This is a genomic window from Algoriphagus sp., from assembly GCF_024305035.1.
Lineage (GTDB): Bacteria > Bacteroidota > Bacteroidia > Cytophagales > Cyclobacteriaceae > Algoriphagus.
Window position 1 is genome coordinate 31,202 of sequence record NZ_JAMWZB010000037.1, and the last position, 19,121, is coordinate 50,322.

Below are 19,121 nucleotides of genomic sequence, written 5' to 3' on the forward strand. Positions count from 1 at the left end.
GTGTGTGACGGGTACGTCATGCTCGATTTCAGGTGCTTGTTAGTTTTTTCAATGGTGGATGGAATGCCCGAATAATCGGCCCCCTGTTTGAGATGTATTTTCGTGAGTATTTCATTTGTTCTTTCAATGAGTTTGGTGGGATTTTCATGAAAGGAACTCTTCTAATTTAGAATTATCTAGTGGCAATTGACAAACCTTATTTTTTACTTCGCCACCCTCTATTCACTCTGAATTTAGTCTGAAACCGAGATCTTATTGCTGTACTCTGGCGATTCGTTTTTCATTTACTGCTATAAGCCTGGATTTAGCGTATTTTCTTCGATGGAAGCCTTGAGCTTTTTGATTTTAATCTTACCGGTTTTCATTTTCTGATCAGGCCTAGGCTCACTTAGCATTATAATTTGACAATTACTGTCAAAAATGAATTTTGTTTTCGAAATTTGGCTTACTTTTGAATTCATTCATCCTCAAAACTATGGCTATTTCAGGAAAAGTCGAGCAACAAAAAATTTTACGAGTTTTTAAGTTGATCAATTTACTTCAGGGAACTATCGGAAAACCCGTTCATCGCTTGGCTGAAATGCTGGAAACAGACGAGCGTACGATTTATCGTTACTTCAAACTCTTGGAGGCTTTGGGATTTGAAATCATCAAAGAATACAGTAAATACAAGTTACGGCAGAGTCTTGGACAGGAAGCCACGCTGAATTACGGCACTTTTTCCCCTGAAGAAAGTCAATGGCTCAAAAGTCTGATTGAGTCGCAGGGCAAAAAGAATCTGCTTAGGGATTCTGTATTGCAAAAACTCCACCTCAGATCTGAACTTAAGGTAGGGACAGAGGAATTATTCAAAGCTAATTTAGGCCGTTTGGTAGATTTGATTGGTCAGGGAATTCAAAACCGGAATCAAATTTGGCTCAAAGAGTATTATTCTTTGAGTTCAGACACCACCTCGAATCGATTGGTTGAGCCGGTAGCCTTTAGTGCCAATTATGAATCCATCCACGCTTTCGAACCCGAAAGCCAATCCATGAAGATCTTTAAAATTGAACGGATAGGAGAGGTGGTCCTGACAGATCAGGATTGGAAATTTGCTAAAAAACATGAAATTCCCGAATCCTCGCTCTTTGGGTTTTCGGGAAAAGGACGCTTCCCGGTCAAATTAAAAATGAGTAAAAAAGCCTACCAATTGATGCAGGAAGAATACCCCAATGCCAGGCCTTTTATGTTTATCAAAAATAGGAATCAATACTTTTTTAAGGGTGAAATTCCTCATTTGCCCGGTTTGGGCAGGTTTATACTGGGCTTGCCAGGTGAAATCAAACTGGAAGAAGGAGAGGAAATGCGGAGTTATTTAAAAGAAGAATTGGCGAAGGCAATTTTTTAATTACAAGGTATCCTTATATAGCTTTAGGATTTTTTATAGTTTGAACTTACCCAAAGAGACTTTTGTCTTTTTGAACGGCTTACTTGCAATTCGCTTTTTGTGGGTGAAGAATGGATGATATAAACAAAGGCCTAAGGGATTTTGATATTCTCCTTAGGCCTTTGTTATTTTTTTCGTTGGGAGGTGGATTACATCATTTCCACCAAACCCTCAATTTTTGTGGCCAAATCCAAAATAGCAGCCGCATAGCGCTCATCCCATTCTTCCAATTTCGAGGTTCGTTTAATCGCAACCTCGTATTGTATGCCCGGTAAAATCCAAGAAGCATAACCTGAAAAAGGATCATTGCAAACATAGAGCGACTTGTACCAATCTCCATAATACATGCCTTGTGGGTCGATCCAGCTTTTCTCCAGGCCAATCAAACCTTGATTGATTGCTTGTAATTTATCTTCATTCAACGGATTGGAGTTTAGGGTCTTTATCAATGCCTCCCGATAAGCCGAAGAACTTCTATCCAATTTGACCAAGGCTTCTTTGACCAGGTCAAATTCGTTGAAATCCGGAGCCATACTTTTGACTTTTTCGGTCACATTGTCGAAATGGCCTTTTAAATCCTGCGCATAGCGTGGCACATCGTAAGGAATCACATCTCCGTTGGCTAGTCGTAAGGTAACTAAGCCGAAAAGCTGAGCCACGGCTCCTCCCATTTTAAAACTGGGGTCAACAAATTTGCTGTAGTAGTTGAAGTTGTCATAATTGGAATGATAGGCTGTTACTCCGCCAGAACCCCCACTCAAGCTGGGAACTCCCACGTGCATGTAAAAGGCAATATGGTCAGACCCTCCACCCAAATTTCCGATTCCGGGTTCGGGTTTTTCACCCGCCCAAATTTCAAAAACCGTTTTTGCTGAATCCGGATACATGACTTCTTTGGAAGCATCAATGATCAATTTTTTCAAGGTAGGGGCAGCAGATGCTCCGAAATTTCTTCCTGAAACCCCTGCATCAAAATTCATATAAGTCACCGCTTTGGCACTCAATTCCTCACCGAAATGTTCCACCCATTCGGTGGAACCGATGACTCCCTGCTCCTCAGCATCCCAATGTCCAATTAGAATTGACCGATCAGGACGGATTCCCTTTTTAGCCAATTCTCCAAGAGCCTCAGCCAAGGTCAACAGCATGGCCGTACCCGAATTGGGATCTGTCGCCCCAAAGCTCCACGCATCATAATGAGAACCCAAAATGATCCATTCATCGGGGTATTTGGCCCCTTCGAAGGTTCCGATAACATTATTGGCACGGATAAAATCAATGGGCTGATCGACCATCACACGGACGTGGAGTTGGGGGCCACCCTCGATTTTGTAGTCGATGGGCAAGCCTCCCTTCCAGGCTTCCGGTGCATCTTGACCAGTCATCCGAGAAAGAATTTCTTTGGCAGCCCCATAGCCGATGGGAGTGACCGGTATTTGATGAAGCGCCACTTCGGCGGGGTCCAATCGTTGCACTTGTTCGGCTCCATCCAAAGGAAGCGCAGGCTCATAAGGGGTAAGCGGATCTCCGGTCCAATCCAGGGTTAACATGGATCCCCGTTGAATGGTGGTTTCATTGTAATAAGGCCCGTCTGGATATACCTCTCCGCGCGTAAATCCATTGTCTTTAGGGTCGGTATATACAATCAAACCCACTGCTCCGTATTGCTCGGCATATTTGGCTTTGAAGCCTCGAAAATTACCTCCATAGCGGGCAATGGCCACCTTACCAGTCAGGTCCACACCCATTTGTTCGAGTAATTGAAAGTCTTCCCGTGTTCCGTAATTTACATACACTACCTCAGCGGTTACATCATCACTTCCGGAGAAGGCATTGAATCCCAAATGAAGCCGAGAGTCCCGGGTAAAGGGATCTTCATCCAATTCCTTTTCTTGCTGTGAAAGTGTCATTTGAACTGGAGAGGTGATCTGCAGCAGGGATTCCCCAGGATGATTGGGAAGATAGACATCGTAAGGATACACCTTGACCTCCATTCCCGCCTCTTCCATAATTTTAGCCATGTATTGTTGAACCAATTCGTTTTCAGCAGTACCGGCGATATGTGGATTTTTGGTGAGTTCCTGATGGTGAATTTTAAATCGGTCGTAATTTACCGATTCCAGAAACTCAGTTTCGACTTTCTTTTGCTTGGATTGATTTTGGATAAAAAATCCATCTTGTGCCAAGCTTTCGGCAAAGGAAAATACCGAAAATGCCAAGGTCGAAACGAAGACTAAGGTAGCGTGTTTCATCATTTACTGGGTTGGATAATATCAGATACAGACAGGACTCCGTCTGATTTTTGGTTGACAATTCGTTGGGTTCTGAGGTAGCGATTGAGCTCGTATTCGTCGTAATTGGGACTCTGAGGATCAAAACTGGAAATCCTTACCCGGCCTCTGGAGTGGATAAACTCATTATTTCCAATCCACATGCCTACATGGACCACACGCTCAGCACGCTCGGAGGTGGCTTTCTCTCCGAAAAACAGCAGATCACCCACTTGCAGGTTTTCCCAATTTTTGTCCGTATCCACTTGCTCCCCTTCCTTAATCTGCTGGGAAGCATCTCGGGGAATTACCTGTCCGTTAAGGTAGAAAATGGTTTTGGTAAAGCCGCTACAATCCATTCCTTTAATGGAGGTGCCTCCCCAGAGGTAGGGGACCCCCAGCATGGATTTGGCAGTGGTAATTAAGTTTTCCACGCTCGTTTCCCTACTGCTGATCCATTCGTCCCAGGGCAAGAGTTGGGAAGCATCTACATACCCACCCCGTCGGTCTGGCAGCTGTACCTGGATCCAATCCCCATCTCTTCCCAAACCGGTCAAAATATCCCCGGCCACTAAATCAGAGACCATTTCTTCCTGTTGAGGATTGTTCCAAACATGACCGGTCAGGGGCGTAAATACTACTTTATTCTGAGCATGCCAGTTTTCCAATTCCTGCTCGGTCATCAACTGAATTCCTGCTTGATCCACCCAGGAAATGTACTGATCGGGAGTTTGCACCAAATACCAACTCCCATCTCCTTTTAATACGGTGAGTGGAGTACCCATCAGCGCCTGAGTCCCCAATTCGGCCGAATGCCTGGGCTGGGATCGGATATTGGCCACCGAGATGGTCACCACCGCTTTTGTTTTACCGCCTAAGGCTTCCTCAGGAAGACGCGTTACTGCATCGGTAAATTGAATTTCATGGTCAGCTAGCTTTTTAATTAATTCTTCCAAGGCAGCTAAACGATCCGTTTCTCCCTTGAGGGAATCGTTTTCAAATGTCAAGTCCCAAAGCGCAACACGTTTATCAGGTGCTACTTGGCTTTGAAAATCAGCGATCCATTGATTCACTTCCTCCGAAGGGTCAGGGGCTGAACAGGCAATCATGACTAAGGCCAACAGGCTATAAATTCCAAAAAGAGTCTTCTTCATGCCTTAAATATAAAGCAAAAGAAAACCACAAGAAACCCTTTGATTCCGGGAATTCTTGTGGTTTTTTGATTCCTGTTCAACTGAAATTAGTTTGCCTTCAAATCTGGAGATCTCTCCAAAAATTCTTGATACAATCTAATATGTCTGTTGGAGAGTGGAATACGGTATCCATTGATGAAAACGTGCATGATTTGAGCACGGGTTTCGAATGGATCCTCAGTGGCTACGATCAGGTTTGCTATTTTTCCTTCCTCAATCGAACCCAGTTGATCAGCTACCCCAAGTATTTCTGCGGCATTAATCGTAACAGCTTTCCATGCTTCTTCCTTACCCATTCCATAGGCAGCGGCGTAGGCCGCATGGAAAGGTAGATTTCTGACGTTTTCTGCCTCATTTGTCCTGATGGCAACTTTTACACCCGCTTTGGACATCTTTCCGGCATTGGCATAAGGTGTATCATATCGATCGGACTGTCGAGTAGGTAAAGCCTGTACCGGACCGGTGATCACCGAAATGCCTGCCTCTGCAAGTTCATCGGCTACTCTCCAGCCTTCACTGACACCACTGAAGAAAAACTTCACGTCTTTATCTTCCATCCACTTAATGGCATTTTGGATATCCTTGGCAGCGTTTACCTCAACCATGAGTGGGAGTTCACCGGAAATCACTTTTGCAAGCTGTTCCATTTCTGGATAATACTCCAGTTCCGCACCTTTTGCCTTGAGTTCATGGTAGGTCTTAGCCTTCTGCCAAAGGTCATTGGCATCTTTTAGGGCTTTTTCTGTTTCCTTTTTGATCTCCTCATCGGAGCGCCGGTCCCAGCGACCTCTACGACCTGAATTAGGAAAATTCATGACTACAGCCTTTGCCCCAGCGTACATTTGATCGGGAGTATATCCCACTAAATTGATTAAGGCTGCCGTTCCGGGGAATAATCCTCCCTGAGGAACCGCCATCACGGTAGTGACACCTGAAACCCGGGTAACGGGAATCGCTTCTGAATTCGGATTGACCGTGGTCAATGCCTGCATATTGGGGGTGACATTTCCGATTTCTGCATAATCCACCGTTTCGGCCACGGAACTGACTTCGACTAAGCCCAAAGTGGTGCCTCCGTCAATCATTCCAGGATAAATGACCATTCCCTTGCAATCAATCACTTCGGCACCATCTGCGGAAACCGAAGTTCCCACTTGCAGGATTTTTCCTCCTTCGATTAGCACCGAGGCATTTTCCATCACGCCATTGGTGATGGTGTGAACGGTAGCATTTTGTAATAAAAACTTCCCGCTACGAGGCTTAATAAATTCCCCGTCGATCTGAGCCATCGCAAAAAGCGGCATCATGGCCATCAGGAAGATGAGAAAGGTTTGATTTAATCTTTTCATTTCTTCGTTGTTTCGGGGTGATTAATGTTGGGTATGGAATAGGGCATTTGCCGTCTCAAAAAGATGCTCGGTATCCTGCATGCAGCGATGATTCTCATGGCCTAAGTAAATAGGTTCCACCGTTTCGGTTGCACTGATTCGCTGCCGCTGATCGTCCTTGTCTTTTGTGATGTCAAAATACTTGACACCATCCACAAAGGTCATTTGCGGAACTGCATAGGTAGATAAGGGATGTCCTTCGAAAATGGCAATATCGGCCTGCTTTCCTTCTTCGAGTGAGCCTACTTTGTCATCAATTCCCAATTGTTTGGCCGGATTGATGGTGATCATCGCCAAAGCCTCATCGTCGGTCAAGCCACCATAGCGTTGTGTTTTACCCGCTTCATGGTACAGGTGGCGAATCAGTTCAGCTGAATCTGAGTTGATTGAAGTCAATGCTCCGTTTTTTTGCAAAATGGCCGCATTGAAAGCCGTGGAATAATATACTTCAAATTTGTAGGCCCACCAATCGGCAAAAACAGAAGCTCCCATAGTGTATTCGGCAATTTCCGGAGCTACTTTAAAGCCTTCATTGGTATGTTGGAAAACCAGCTTTTTGATTCCAAAATCCCGAGCCACATTAATGAGCATGTAAATTTCATCCGCGCGATAGGAATGACAATGGATGATGATTTTTCCGTCCAAAATATCCACTAAAGTCTGAAGCCGCTCATTGTACTGAGGTGCCACGGCGGTACTTCCTTTCTCATTTTTGGTCGCCTCGAAGCTTTCCCATGCTTTTTTATACTGCAAGGCTTCACTAAATCCATTTCGCAAGATTGCTTCTACACCCATTCTACTTCTGGGCTGAATGCCATTGCCACGGCCGTGAACCCGAGTGGGGTTTTCACCCAAAGCAAATTTGATGGTTCGAGGAGCATCCTGCATGATGATATCTGCCGGGTCGGTAGATCCCCATCGATGCTTGAGAGTCGCATTTTGTCCACCAATTACATTGGCCGAACCGTGCATCGCATGAGAGATGGTCACCCCACCGGCTAAAGCTCGATAGATTCCGATCTCGTAGGGATTAACCACATCTTTCATGCGTACTTCGGCCACGATTGGGTTGGTGGCTTCATTCACCACATCCAAAGCCACATGGGAGTGGGCGTCAATAATGCCAGGCATTACATATTTTCCTGTGGCATCAATGGTTTCTACCCCTTTGGGGGCTGAAATATCGGGTGCGATTCGTTTGATCAACCCATCCTGCACCAGTACGTCGGTGTTTTCTAAGGTTCCGTTTGTCACCGTTAAGACGGTTGCATTTTTAATTAAGACACTGCCCTTTGGAGTTTGGGCAAAGGCAAACTGCATGCTTAGCCCCAAAAGCGCGGTCAGAATGTAATTTATTTTTTTCATAGCCTTACTTTTTTGCGATTTGGGAAGGGGTTCGGTTAGCGGTAATCGTAAAAGATCCAAAATCAGCAATAACCATATTGCCATTCATCGTATCCCCGTTGATATCTCCCGAAACTTTGACATCAAGAGCCATTCCTCCGGCATTGACCCCGAAGCGAAAACTTAATTTGTTACCAGAAACTTCAATATCCTGTAGGGAGGAAGATGTTTCTCCACCGCCCTGAGGATCATCATAAGTGATTTCACCTGAAAAATCACCTTCACTTTTTTCGATGGTAAAATTCCCTCCGGAGCTTCCAGCAGGGGTCTCTGAGGTATAATTCCAGTTTCCTGAAGGATCTACTGCTTCTCCTTTATCTTTCCCATTTTTCTTTTTAGAAACCTCGTAGTCGTAAATTTTTCCATCTACAATTACATGTTTGATTTGAGAGTCTTCTTCGAAAATTGGTCCTGTGCTGATGACCATATTGGCCATTTTTCCATTATCTAAGGTTCCGGCAATTCGTTCAATGCCCAGTATTGCTGCTGCATTGGTGGTTAAAGCGGCCAAGGCGGCTTCCTTGGAAAGTCCTGCTTCCATCATATTGGTCATGGCCTTGGAGACTTCGGAGACTTTCACACCCAAAGTAGTAAAGGCAAATGGAACTCCTGCTTTTTCCAATTTGCCCGCTTGGGCAATGGCCCGGTCATAGGCTTCTTTAACTCGTTCATATTGAGCCTTGACATCCTCGCTGACCTCTTCTTTTTGTGCTTTGATGGCTTTATCGTCAGGAACTTCAAGTTTAATCAATACTGGGGTTCTTGTGGATTTGATCAAATCAATGACCGCATCATATTCTTCCAGACCAGTCAAGACCAGTTTGAATCCCAGTTCCTGCTGCAGGGAAATCGCTCTTCGGACTTCCAGGTCATTTCCAACAGTAAAGATCACAGGAACCTTTCCATCTACCACGTCTGACATGCCCAGGTAGGTAGCGTTCATCTCAGGGCGGCTGACTCCAGTGGAACTGGTGAACTTTGCGATTCGATCTTGAGTCAGCTCGGTGTTTTTGTACACATCGCGGAACTTGGCCATCACACCTACCGCAGTTCCGGGGTACATTCCACGCGAACCCTGTAAGCTGGCCGCCAAGCCCGTATTTTCTTTCAGTAAATTGGTGGAGTTTTCATCACCCAACACTACAATAGCGGATTTTCCCGCGATCATTCCCCCCTCTGGCAGGATTTGAGCAAGGGTAAATCCAGCTTTTCGGAGTTCGTCTACCTGGCTAGATTGAATGGAAAACTGATCCAAGGCATTTCTCCAAGGAGTAATTCCTGCAATTTCGTCCGGTGGATTCGAGGAAACAAAATTATCCGGACGTTTGGGATCTTCGGGTCGGGTGATTCCTGCCCGGCTCGCTCCATCGATAAATCCCGGATAAATAAATAAGGAGTCACCTTTGATCTGTTGAGCCTCTGCCGGCAACGAAATATTGCTTCCAATGGCTTTGATAACTCCATCCTTGATCAGTACCGTTGCCTTGCTTCCCGAACTGGAAGCATTCGCAAATACGGTTGCATTGGTAATGGCGTAGGTGGAAGTTACTGGCTTTTTTCCGCTTGGGTCGCTTTGGCCGTAAGCCTGACTCCAACCCAATAATCCACCTAACATCATTGCCAAGACACTTGCTTTCAAAAGTGTTCTTTTCATGTGTTGATTAATTGTTTTAATGGTCATCTCGAAACAAATCGAGCAAACCTAACCTAATCAATGGCAAGCTTGCATCAGCAGGCATCGATTGGGTAGGTTTCATTTAATTTGATGGTTTTTCATTTTGAAAGCAAGCTAATAAAAGCTTCTCCAGAATCCAGTAAGTTTTATTTGGTTCAATTTTATTTTTGATCAATGGCAGATTAGGTGAGGTAAAATCATTTTTTTTTAATTTAAAAGCCCTTTCTTAAAAATGACTCTGCGTTGAATGGTTTATTACTTTGCTGAAAATTTTTTACGCTGTTATATTTAGAAATAAAATACTGTAGGGTAATCCTTCCAAATATGTTATTATTGTATTCAATCACCCCTTAAGATGAAAAAAATCCTAATTATTGAGGATGACTTGCTGATTTCTAGCTTGGTTCAGTTTCGTCTGAAAAAAGACGGCTATGAAACTTTAATTTTAAAAGATGGGAATGAAGGCATTAAAGCAATTAATGAGGAAAACCCTGATTTGATTATCACCGATGTAATGATGCCCTTTCGAAGTGGAATAGAAATCATCCATCACGCCCGAAAAGAAAAACCAGATGTACCCATCATCGTCTTAAGTTCCCTGGGAGAGGAAGAAGAGGTGGTTTTGGAAGCCTTCAATCTGGGGGTTTCAGATTTTATCCCTAAGCCGTTTAATCCAAATGAATTGGCTATTCGGGTAAAACGTGCTTTGCGATGATGCGAAGAGTCCAGTTACTATCCGCGTTGTTTTTTTTGTTTTTTGCCGCTAAGGGGCAGGAATTGGATAGTTTATTCGGTGACTCTCTTCAACTTCAACAGGAATTGATCCGTCAGCAAACTGTTGCTAATCTTTCTTTTCAATTTCGACTCCTGGAGGAACCCGACTCCGGATTGGATTCCTTATTTCATTTTCAGCAGACTGACTCGGGTTGGGTAAGTGAAAAGGAATTAAACTGGGCAAAATTGGATAGTGTTTACGGGATTTTGGCCGATTATAATCCCCGCTTGGAGTATGTTATATATCAGGAGATTGCCGGTCAAAACGGGTTGAAGAATTACTTGAAAACCCTGATTCGAACAGGGGATTTTGTACCCGGCTATTATCCCGATGCCAATACAGTGGACCTAGTTTTAGAGGCTTCTAAGGATGTTTTTCAGCCCCTTCACGAATATAAGCTTAGAATTTTGGCTGATTACAAACTGTTTTGGGTCACTGTAATTGTCCTTTTTTTTCTCATCACGGCAGCTTTGATGATTACCTCCATGTTGATTTTCAAATCCCGACGCAACAAGCGGGAGCAACTTAAAAAGGAATACGATGAATTGATTATTGAACCCTTGACTTCATTGCTTTTTGAAAAGGACTTGGAAGAAATCAAACAAATCACTAAGTCGGATATCATCGATTTATTTCCGGAAAAACTTTTTGCTAAACCCCTCTTCAAGCAGGTCATGATTGAGCGGATTATTGGATTAAATAAAAAAATGAAGGGGGACTTCAAAGATAAGCTCAAGGCCTTTTACAAAACAGCCGGATTAATGGAGATTACAAGGAGAAATCTTGAAAGCAACCGATGGGACCTTATTACCACCGGCCTGGTTCAGGTCAATGAAATGGATTTGTCAGAACTTCTTCAAGAAGTAAAAAAGCATACCAATTCTTCAAATTTTCACGTTCGTTCCCAGTCTGGAGCTACCTTGTTGAATGTGTCCTCAACGGTGAATTTGGATTTTTTAAGGGATCAGAAATATCCGCTTTCTGAATGGCAACAGCTGAATTATCTAAGAATCATCAAGTTTGTCCACAACACAAAATCCTTAGAATTGGATAAGCTCTTTGCCTCGGAGAACCCAAGTGTGAGACTATTTGGAATCAAACTGGTCCGGATGCTTGGAAGATTGGATTTGTTAGCGGGATTAAGGGAATTGTCAGAAAAGGCATCTGATGAGGAAAAAATAGAGCTTTTGGAGACTTATGGGACCACCGGAGCTCATATGGAGGTAGATTTTATCAATGCATGTATTCAATCGGCCAACCCGGAAGTGCAATTAGCCGCGGTGAAAGTCGCTGGACAATTGGGCGATGAACGGTCTTTGCAGCTGATTATAGAGTTGTTTGCCCAAAACCCTGATTTTGAACTCAAAAAGTCCTTAATGCGAAGTATGAAATTACTGGATTCGGAGACATTTGATCGCTACACTCAGGATCAATATTCCGAAGAGATTATCCAACTCAGAGCTCACATCTTAGATCCTTTGCTGACTCATGTATAACTTTCTGTTTTATTTCCTGATCGAGGTATTTGGAGTCTTGTTTATGATTCTGAGCTTTGGCACCGTCCTTATTTATTTTATTATCATGGTGTTGAGTGCTTTGGAGATGAGGGATTTTAGGCGAAAAAACCGATTTGCAGATTATCAGGATATCATTACCTCACCCATTGCTCCGGGAGTAAGTATCATTGCCCCTGCATTTAATGAGCAGGCCAACATTGTACAAAATGCCCAAAGTTTATTGAGTTTACACTATGGGAAGTTTGAGGTGATTATTGTCAATGACGGTTCCAAAGACAGCACCTTACAGCAATTAGTCGATTCCTTTGAATTGGTCAAGACTGCCTTTGCTTATCATCCTGAAATCGAAACACAAGCTGTCAGAGGAGTCTATCGATCTTCCAATACCTCTTTTCGCAGGTTGATCGTGATAGATAAGGAAAATGGAGGGAAAGCCGATGCCTTGAATGCCGGAATCAATGTGGCTTCCATGGAATTATTGGCCTGCATTGATGTGGATTGTATTTTGGCCAATGATTCGATCACCCGTATGGTTCGGCCATTTATGGAAGAAACCAATCGCAAAGTAATTGCGGTGGGAGGAGTGATTGGGATTGCCAATAACTGTGATGTGAAGGATGGAACAGTGACCCAATACCGCATACCGGAGTCTACTTTGGGTCGTTTTCAGGTTATTGAATATTTCCGAGCCTTTCTCATGGGAAGGATGGCTTGGTCCCGGGTCAATGGCTTAATGTTGATTTCAGGTGCATTTGGATTTTTCAAAAAGGATTTGGTGAAAGCGGTGGGAGGTTATTTTCCCAAAACAGTAGGAGAGGATATGGAGCTGGTCGTCCGAATGAGACGGTACATGGAGGAAAAAAACCAAAAATACCGAGTGGCTTTTGTTCCTGATCCGCTTTGCTGGACTGAGGTTCCCGAGGATGAGGCCGTTTTGAGCAGACAGCGGAACCGGTGGATGCGCGGTACGATTGAAACCCTACAACTGCATCGGAAAATTGGCCTGAATCCCCGTTACGGTTTCTTTGGAATGATTTCTTTTTCGTTCTGGACCATTTATGAAAAGCTGGCTCCCATATTGGAGCTCTTGGGGATTGCCTACACCTTGGTATTGGTAATTATCGGAGATTTTTCTGCGGTCTATTTCTTTGCGTTATTGACCATGATCTACCTGCTTTCTTTGCTGATTTCGGTATTTAGTATTTTATACGAGCAGATTTCCTACAATAATTACAAGGATAAAAAGGATCTGAGACGATTGATTTGGATCATTTTGATCGAGCCTTTTGTATTGCATCCAAAAGTGGTCTTTTGGGGACTTCAAGGTCACCTGGACTTTATCATGGGTAAAGGGGGCTGGGGTAAAATGATTCGAACCGGATTTAAAAGTGCTGAAGACAAAAAAAATATTCAAACCCAAACAGGCGCATGAAAAAGCTGACATTTTTCCTAGGACTGTTAGGATTGGCTTGCATCAGTCCCCCCTTACTCGCCCAAGATTCATTTGATCCCGATGTGCTGTATCAAGAAGCTCGAACCCTCATTTTGGACGGAAAATATCCCGAAGGAAGAAAAATACTTTTTCGGGCCTTGGAAAAATACCCCACCTATGCTGATTTGTTGATTTTACTGGGTAGGAGCTACGCCTGGGATGGTAAGAATGATTCTGCGGCGATTTATTTGGATCGGGCAATTGAGGCTTCCCCTACGTATACGGATGCGTATGCGGCTAATTTGGATAACCTTTTCTGGGCTGACCGATTGGATCGGGCCGAAGAAGTAATTGCTTATGCCAAATCGAAATTTGATCAAAATCTTCCCAATGAAATTGCTTACCGGGAATCGAGACTTTACTACTATCGGGAAGATTACGATCAAGCCTATTCCCAAGTCATGGACCTTTTTGAAAAAGGGTATAAAAGTGAGGGGGTCCTGCGCTACATCCAAAATTTACAACGCCTGAGAAGAAATAATGCCATCGGAACCACTTACGATTACGATACCTTCAGGGGAGAATTGACTCCTTGGCACACCTGGTCGGTTTATGGGAGAACTCGAACGGATTTAACCGGTTCACTGATTGCCAGGGTCACTCAAAGTTCCCGTTTTGATGGTTTTGGGACACTTTACGAGCTGGACGCCTATCCTTCCTTGGGTGAGAACTCCTATGCCTACCTTAACATTGGAGGCTCAAGCGCTTCCTTTTTTCCAAATTTTAGAATTGGAGGGTCCATTTATTTTAACCTTAAAAATGCCTGGGAAATTGATGGGGGATATCGTTATTTGAATTTTGGTTCCAACACGCATATTTACACCGCTTCGCTTGGAAAATACGTAGGCAGCTGGTGGTTAAACCTTCGTCTCAATGTCATTCCCACCGGGACCGGGGGGGTGAGCACCTCAGGGAATTTTCAAGCCAGATACTACTTCAAGTCTGCGGAGGATTTCTTTTCCGTGCAGCTCAGTACAGGGGTTTCCCCAGATGAGGAAAATCGGGATTTGAGCCAGCTTCTAAACTCATATCGTTTCCGGTTAGGGTATCAGCAACTGATCACAGACCGAGTTATGATTTTTGGTTATTCGGGATACAGTTGGGATGAGTTATCGGTCGATCGTATCCGAAACAATTTCAATCTTTCAGTTGGTGCAGAATATCGCTTTTAATCCATGTCAGAAGAATTAAAAATATTTCTCAAAAACTTATGGCCACTTTACCTGATCGTGTTGGTCATACCCAGTTTAAGTTACGGGGCTTGGCATATTTGGCCTGAGAAAAAGATGGAGATTGTCGTGATCGACAAAACGGTACCCAATTCAGAATATCGTGAGCATCAGGGTTTATTTTTCACCCTAAATTATTATAAATACACCAAAAAAGACGGTGATTTTTACCAAACAGCGACTGATTATTTTGGATTTGTACCCAACGGCCAAGATGATTTCGGGACCATACGGGATTATCCGGGCCAAACAGAAGCGGATATTCAAAACTGGGTGGCTTCAAAAGATCTAATTTATCTCGCAGATACCTATGGCGTTTATACCCGCAATTTTAAGGATTTCAAAAGTGGCGAATTGAGTCAGAAAGTTTATGGAGGACTGGATGCCAAAGATTTGGAAGTTTTGACCGAGGCAAAAAATCAGGAAAAAACGATCATTGCCGAATACAATAGCATGGCATCCCCCACGCCAAAATTCTACCGGACCTCTTTCGAAAACCTGATGGGCTTGAAGTGGACGGGCTGGATTGCACGGTATTTTGAGGAGTTGGATACTTTAGTCAATGATGAATTACCGGATTGGTTGATCACTAATTATACCGAGCAACATGGTCCCTGGAGCTTGAAAGGGGACGGGATGATTTTTGTCAATGAAAGTGGTGAAATCCAAGTGTTAAACGCAGGCTTGGATTATTTGAATAAAACTCCGCTGATCCGTACCCCACGGTTAAATAAAGGAGGCTTTAATCTCCCCGATGTAGTGCCCTACCCAGATTGGTTTGATATTGTATTAATTGAGCGGGATTACGAAGTTATTTCCTATTTTGATCTCAATCCCACCAATGAGGGATTGAGTAAATTGCGAAAAATGGGTTTGCCAAGGTTTTTTCCGGCTGCGGTTTCCAAAAATAATGGTGCCGGATATCTCTATTATTTCTCAGGGGATTTTTCTGATTTTGGTGGGGAAGTGGGGTCTCCCAAATTTAAAGGAATATCTTATCTCTGGAGGGGTTTTTATGTCGTTGCAGATTACCGGGATAGACAAGGTTTCTTTTGGAATTACTACATGCCGTTAATTTCCCAAGTTTTGGAACGAGCCGAAACCCAAAATTGATTTCGGTAAGGATAGTTTTCTAGCTTACCAAGTCGGAAATTTTCGATCAGTTCTTTTCTTTCGGAGGCAATAATTTCCTGGTTTGTACCATATAGGTATTTCTATTTTTGAAATCTTCAAATTCACCGGTCAATTTGGTGAGCATGTCGGGGGATTGGATAGGCTCGATATCCAGGCCTTCGTTGATGACAAAAAGCTCACCATCGGAAAGAAAAAACTCCCCGTGGATGTATTCGACCAATTGGTTTTTATTCCGCATGAGTGGCATGGCAATTCTGGACTGAAAATTCCGTGTGGTATCAAAAACCTGTCCCTGCCAGGTGACTATTTCTGGTAATTCCACAAAATTTTGCTTTTCTAAAAATGCCAAAATGCTGGGCGTAATTTCATAGTGACTGGTCATTGCTTTGAAATAATCAGGACGCTTTAAAAGTGGTGAATAAATGATCAGGGGCACATGAAACCTGTCCAGCCGGGTCGACATGGGGATCTCGGGAAGTCTATGATCTCCGGTGATGATGAAAATGGTATGTTCAAATTCTGGCCGTTTTTTATATTCCTCTATGAAAAATTTCACCGCATCATCGGCATAAAGTACGGTCATGTAGATATCCTGATAGGCCCGGTAATCCGGCTTCTCCTCTTCTGCCAAGTTGAGGTAATTTTCTAAGTGAGATTCAAACTTTTGGCTGTAGTATTCCCGTTCCGGCACCAGGTAGGGGTCATGGGAGGTTTGAGTTTGGAAAGTAATGACCTGTGGGGCAGAGTAAGCCGGGGGAAGTTTTTCCAATCCATTGGTGAACAGCTCCAAATCGGCATATCCCCAAGAAAATTCACTGGATGAGGGACCTTTCTTGAATCGGGAATCAAAGCCTCTTTCGTCAATAAATTGATCGGGTTTCTGATATTCAACAAAGGAGCCCACTTGGTCAAAATTCTTATCCGCTCCAATAAAATATCGGATTTGATAGCCATTATCCCCCAAAATACTGAGCAATGTTTGATGATAGGGATATTCATCGGAAAGTTCTAAAAAGCCTTTACTGCCAAAAGGCAATCCCCCAAAAACGCCGGGCTGAAGACCAAAAGTCCGTCCTGTGGAAGAAATGGCATTTAACCAGACCAGGCTATGCTGCTCCAGGGAATCCAAAAAAGGGCTGAAGCTTCCCAAATAGGCCTCTTTTCCAGAATAAGCTCTTCCAAAACTTTCTAAGAAAATGAACACAATATCCGGAGCCTGAGGTAGGGTATCAAAGAACGGAGTCAAGACATCTGGATAATTTGCCTTGTGGGCAAAAGGATATTCATCTCCCAGGTATTCTTTGGAAATGAGCAGGTCATCAGAAGTAGACCTGAGGTAAAAATCAAAATAATATTCCCCCCCGTACACCAACTCTTCAAACGCCTGCTCGGTTAGAAACCGCGATTTGTTTAAGGTGATGTTAACTTTGTTTTCATTGGCACCGGCGATTTGTTCTTGAGGATAAAGCGTAAAGGCTAAGATTAGAACTAAGAATGAAAGTGTTAAGACAAGGTAGCCTTTCAAGGATAAGGAAAAAAATTTGGCACCTAAGTTTAGCAGTATCACTACTGCAGCCAGGCCTAATCCCCCTCCAGAAATGGTCCAGAAATTAAGCTGGCCGGAGCTACTGATCGTGAGTAGCAAGTCGTCTATACTATAGGCAAAGAGGTCTTTGCCGAGTGGAACCAGGGTTTTCATAAAATAAAAAACCAGCCCGACTTGAACGATAGTTAAAAAAGTCAAAATAATCAGGACCAGAACTTTTCCAATTTTGGCAGATAAGAAGCTGATCGGCAGGTATACCATTAACAATAAGCCGGTTAAATAAAATAACCATCCGATATCCTGCCGCAAGCTGAATAGAAAGATGTCTGAAATGGAAAAGTCAAGCACATGGTTTTCAAAAACCAAAAACAATTCTAGGCCCCTGAGCAAAATCATCAAGACGATAAACATCAGGACAACTCCCCAGAAATTTTTGAAAATTACGCGTAGTCTATAAGGTAAAGTAGAACGTATTGCTGCCTTTTGGGCCATAAAATTTTCTGAGTTTTTACAATTTTGATGGAAAATATAGGCTAAAATCGGGTATCTTCAAGCCCTATTTAGAAATTTATGAGCAAATCTAATCTTCTGATTGAATTATACAGCAATCTCAGTACTACAGGCGCAGTTACCTTTAGTTCGAAGTCTTTAGTAAACAAAATGATTTCCCGTTCTGATTTATCTCAGGCCCAATTGATTATCGAAATGGGAGGGGGAGATGGGAGCATCACCCAGGGAATTATCGAACAAATGAATCCTACGGCAAGACTACTGGTTTTTGAAATCAACGCCCCTTTTTGCGAAGCAATGAAAAAGCAGTTTCCACAAAAGAATGTGGAAATCATCAATGATTCGGCCGGAAATCTGGATAAATACCTGAACGGTGAAAAAGTGGACTACATCTTTTCCTCCCTGCCGTTTTCTTTGATTCCTAAAGATGCCACTGATGAGATTCTCCGAAAGTCCAACTTGGCCCTATCCCAGAGTGGCGCTTTTATTCAAATCTGTTATTCCTATTTGTTGAAAAAACTGTTTAAAAAATATTTCAAGGAAGTGGATGCCAGTTTTACCCTAAAAAATTTACCGCCAGCTTTTGTGATGGTTTGTAAGTAAACTGATGCGACATGGAGGTTTTGAAGACAGCCCTATTAGAAATGTGTCGCAAAAGAGGAGATTCGTCTTTTTGCCCCTCTGAAGTAGCCCGGCAACTTTACCCTGAAGATTGGAGAAATTTTATGGATGAAATCCTTGCTGAAGCGATGAAGCTTTATCGGTCGGGTGAAATACGCATTACTCAGTCGGGTAAAAATATTGATCCCCATCAGGAGGTGAAAGGCCCCATACGGATTTCCAAACCAAAATAGGATCGAGGGTGTTTCAAAAAGAAAAACTAACTCATGGTGCAAAATCTTCCTCGGACTGAACTTTCTATCCCCGATAATCTTGAGCTTTTAACTTTAGCAGGAGGCTGTTTCTGGTGTACAGAGGCCGTTTTCCAGCGAATCAATGGTGTAAAAAAAGTCATTTCAGGGTATGCGGGCGGTTTAATAGAGAACCCCACTTATCGCCAAATCTGTACAGGAACTACCGGTCATGCCGAAGCGATTCAAGTGTATTACGATCCCAATAGCATTTCAACAGAAAAACTGTTGGAAATTTTTTGGGCTACCCATGATCCCACTACACTGAATCGCCAAGGAGCCGATGTGGGGCCACAGTATCGATCGGCTATATTTTACCATACCGACCAACTCAGAGCAATCGCTGAAAACCTAAAATCAAGTCTCGATAAATCCGGAGTTTTTGATCATCCGATCGTCACAGAGATCAGTCCATTTACCAGTTTTTATCCCGCAGAAGATGATCATCAGGATTATTTCAATCTCCATGGAAATCAGCCTTATTGTCAATTTGTGGTGAGACCAAAGGTTGAAAAGCTGAAAAAATTCTTTGAAGAATATCTTTCTGAAAATCCCTGAATTTTAATTTAAAAATAACGATGCGTAAACCAAAACCGTCAGGGAAATCGCTTTTAGATTTTCAGGACTTTAGATCGGTACTCATCATCCAGA

The 19,121-nt window shown here is 43.2% G+C and carries 15 protein-coding genes; 9 read left to right on the top strand and 6 right to left on the bottom strand.

What is annotated here, in order from left to right:
* Positions 1–475: 475 nt before the first annotated feature.
* On the top strand, positions 476–1,387 hold the full coding sequence (locus Q0L00_RS17430) for a WYL domain-containing protein (RefSeq protein WP_297338175.1): 912 nt from the start codon (positions 476–478) through the stop codon (positions 1,385–1,387).
* A 188-nt stretch (positions 1,388–1,575) separates the two neighbouring features.
* Here the strand turns inward: Q0L00_RS17430 and Q0L00_RS17435 are convergent, their stop codons facing one another.
* The 5 genes from Q0L00_RS17435 to Q0L00_RS17455 all read right to left on the bottom strand — a co-directional run bounded on the left by Q0L00_RS17435 (position 1,576) and on the right by Q0L00_RS17455 (position 9,335).
* Positions 1,576–3,681, bottom strand: coding sequence for a M28 family peptidase (locus Q0L00_RS17435; RefSeq protein WP_363318563.1), 2,106 nt, complete (start codon positions 3,679–3,681; stop codon positions 1,576–1,578).
* On the bottom strand, positions 3,678–4,850 hold the full coding sequence (locus tag Q0L00_RS17440) for a C40 family peptidase (RefSeq protein ID WP_297338176.1): 1,173 nt from the start codon (positions 4,848–4,850) through the stop codon (positions 3,678–3,680). The genes Q0L00_RS17435 and Q0L00_RS17440 overlap by 4 nt, the downstream gene beginning before the upstream one ends.
* Positions 4,851–4,936: 86 nt before the next feature.
* Positions 4,937–6,238: an amidohydrolase family protein gene (locus Q0L00_RS17445; RefSeq protein WP_297338177.1), complete on the bottom strand. Its 1,302-nt coding sequence runs from the start codon at positions 6,236–6,238 to the stop codon at positions 4,937–4,939.
* Between the two features lie 21 nt (positions 6,239–6,259).
* Complete coding sequence (locus Q0L00_RS17450; RefSeq protein WP_297338178.1) at positions 6,260–7,642, bottom strand: amidohydrolase family protein; 1,383 nt, start codon at positions 7,640–7,642, stop codon at positions 6,260–6,262.
* 4 nt (positions 7,643–7,646) lie between these two features.
* Positions 7,647–9,335 (bottom strand): amidohydrolase family protein, encoded by a 1,689-nt coding sequence (locus Q0L00_RS17455; protein WP_297338179.1) that lies wholly within the window; start codon positions 9,333–9,335, stop codon positions 7,647–7,649.
* A 376-nt stretch (positions 9,336–9,711) separates the two neighbouring features.
* Here Q0L00_RS17455 and Q0L00_RS17460 point away from each other — a divergent pair, with 376 nt between their 5' ends.
* From Q0L00_RS17460 to Q0L00_RS17480, 5 genes are read left to right on the top strand one after another with little or no spacing between them, the layout of a single operon-like run.
* Positions 9,712–10,071, top strand: a complete 360-nt coding sequence (locus Q0L00_RS17460) for a response regulator (protein WP_297338180.1) — start codon at positions 9,712–9,714, stop codon at positions 10,069–10,071.
* The gene (locus Q0L00_RS17465; protein WP_297338181.1) at positions 10,068–11,627 is read left to right on the top strand and encodes a HEAT repeat domain-containing protein; all 1,560 of its coding nucleotides are present in this window, start codon (positions 10,068–10,070) and stop codon (positions 11,625–11,627) included. The genes Q0L00_RS17460 and Q0L00_RS17465 overlap by 4 nt, the downstream gene beginning before the upstream one ends.
* Entirely contained in the window at positions 11,620–13,080 is a 1,461-nt protein-coding gene (locus tag Q0L00_RS17470; RefSeq protein ID WP_297338182.1) for a glycosyltransferase, read from the top strand. Before Q0L00_RS17465 ends, Q0L00_RS17470 begins: the two co-directional genes overlap by 8 nt.
* A complete protein-coding gene (locus Q0L00_RS17475; RefSeq protein ID WP_297338183.1) occupies positions 13,077–14,312 on the top strand; it encodes a YaiO family outer membrane beta-barrel protein in 1,236 nt (411 codons plus the stop codon). Before Q0L00_RS17470 ends, Q0L00_RS17475 begins: the two co-directional genes overlap by 4 nt.
* A gap of 3 nt (positions 14,313–14,315) precedes the next feature.
* Complete coding sequence (locus Q0L00_RS17480) at positions 14,316–15,482, top strand: hypothetical protein (RefSeq protein WP_297338184.1); 1,167 nt, start codon at positions 14,316–14,318, stop codon at positions 15,480–15,482.
* A 46-nt stretch (positions 15,483–15,528) separates the two neighbouring features.
* Here Q0L00_RS17480 and Q0L00_RS17485 read toward each other — a convergent pair whose 3' ends face one another.
* Positions 15,529–17,541, bottom strand: a complete 2,013-nt coding sequence (locus tag Q0L00_RS17485) for an LTA synthase family protein (RefSeq protein WP_297338185.1) — start codon at positions 17,539–17,541, stop codon at positions 15,529–15,531.
* A gap of 78 nt (positions 17,542–17,619) precedes the next feature.
* On the opposite strand from Q0L00_RS17485, the gene Q0L00_RS17490 reads away from it, so the two are divergent.
* Genes Q0L00_RS17490 through msrA form a run of 3 tightly spaced genes read left to right on the top strand, consistent with a single transcriptional unit; the run spans position 17,620 to position 19,028 of the window.
* The gene (locus Q0L00_RS17490) at positions 17,620–18,162 is read left to right on the top strand and encodes an rRNA adenine N-6-methyltransferase family protein (RefSeq protein WP_297338186.1); all 543 of its coding nucleotides are present in this window, start codon (positions 17,620–17,622) and stop codon (positions 18,160–18,162) included.
* Between the two features lie 11 nt (positions 18,163–18,173).
* Positions 18,174–18,413, top strand: a complete 240-nt coding sequence (locus tag Q0L00_RS17495; protein ID WP_297338187.1) for a DUF3253 domain-containing protein — start codon at positions 18,174–18,176, stop codon at positions 18,411–18,413.
* A gap of 33 nt (positions 18,414–18,446) precedes the next feature.
* Positions 18,447–19,028: a peptide-methionine (S)-S-oxide reductase MsrA gene (msrA, locus tag Q0L00_RS17500; RefSeq protein ID WP_297338188.1), complete on the top strand. Its 582-nt coding sequence runs from the start codon at positions 18,447–18,449 to the stop codon at positions 19,026–19,028.
* Positions 19,029–19,121 lie beyond the last annotated feature (93 nt).

Excerpts from the sequence above, each read along its gene's own strand:
- Q0L00_RS17495 (WP_297338187.1), top strand. The coding sequence starts at position 18,174 with ATGGAGGTTTTGAAGACAGCCCTATTAGAAATGTGTCGCAAAAGAGGA.
- Q0L00_RS17455 (WP_297338179.1), bottom strand. The coding sequence starts at position 9,335 with ATGAAAAGAACACTTTTGAAAGCAAGTGTCTTGGCAATGATGTTAGGT.
- Q0L00_RS17470 (WP_297338182.1), top strand. The coding sequence starts at position 11,620 with ATGTATAACTTTCTGTTTTATTTCCTGATCGAGGTATTTGGAGTCTTG.
- Q0L00_RS17460 (WP_297338180.1), top strand. The coding sequence starts at position 9,712 with ATGAAAAAAATCCTAATTATTGAGGATGACTTGCTGATTTCTAGCTTG.
- Q0L00_RS17450 (WP_297338178.1), bottom strand. The coding sequence starts at position 7,642 with ATGAAAAAAATAAATTACATTCTGACCGCGCTTTTGGGGCTAAGCATG.
- Q0L00_RS17475 (WP_297338183.1), top strand. The coding sequence starts at position 13,077 with ATGAAAAAGCTGACATTTTTCCTAGGACTGTTAGGATTGGCTTGCATC.
- Q0L00_RS17465 (WP_297338181.1), top strand. The coding sequence starts at position 10,068 with ATGATGCGAAGAGTCCAGTTACTATCCGCGTTGTTTTTTTTGTTTTTT.
- Q0L00_RS17445 (WP_297338177.1), bottom strand. The coding sequence starts at position 6,238 with ATGAAAAGATTAAATCAAACCTTTCTCATCTTCCTGATGGCCATGATG.
- Q0L00_RS17490 (WP_297338186.1), top strand. The coding sequence starts at position 17,620 with ATGAGCAAATCTAATCTTCTGATTGAATTATACAGCAATCTCAGTACT.
- Q0L00_RS17485 (WP_297338185.1), bottom strand. The coding sequence starts at position 17,541 with ATGGCCCAAAAGGCAGCAATACGTTCTACTTTACCTTATAGACTACGC.
- Q0L00_RS17440 (WP_297338176.1), bottom strand. The coding sequence starts at position 4,850 with ATGAAGAAGACTCTTTTTGGAATTTATAGCCTGTTGGCCTTAGTCATG.
- msrA (WP_297338188.1), top strand. The coding sequence starts at position 18,447 with ATGGTGCAAAATCTTCCTCGGACTGAACTTTCTATCCCCGATAATCTT.
- Q0L00_RS17430 (WP_297338175.1), top strand. The coding sequence starts at position 476 with ATGGCTATTTCAGGAAAAGTCGAGCAACAAAAAATTTTACGAGTTTTT.
- Q0L00_RS17435 (WP_363318563.1), bottom strand. The coding sequence starts at position 3,681 with ATGATGAAACACGCTACCTTAGTCTTCGTTTCGACCTTGGCATTTTCG.
- Q0L00_RS17480 (WP_297338184.1), top strand. The coding sequence starts at position 14,316 with ATGTCAGAAGAATTAAAAATATTTCTCAAAAACTTATGGCCACTTTAC.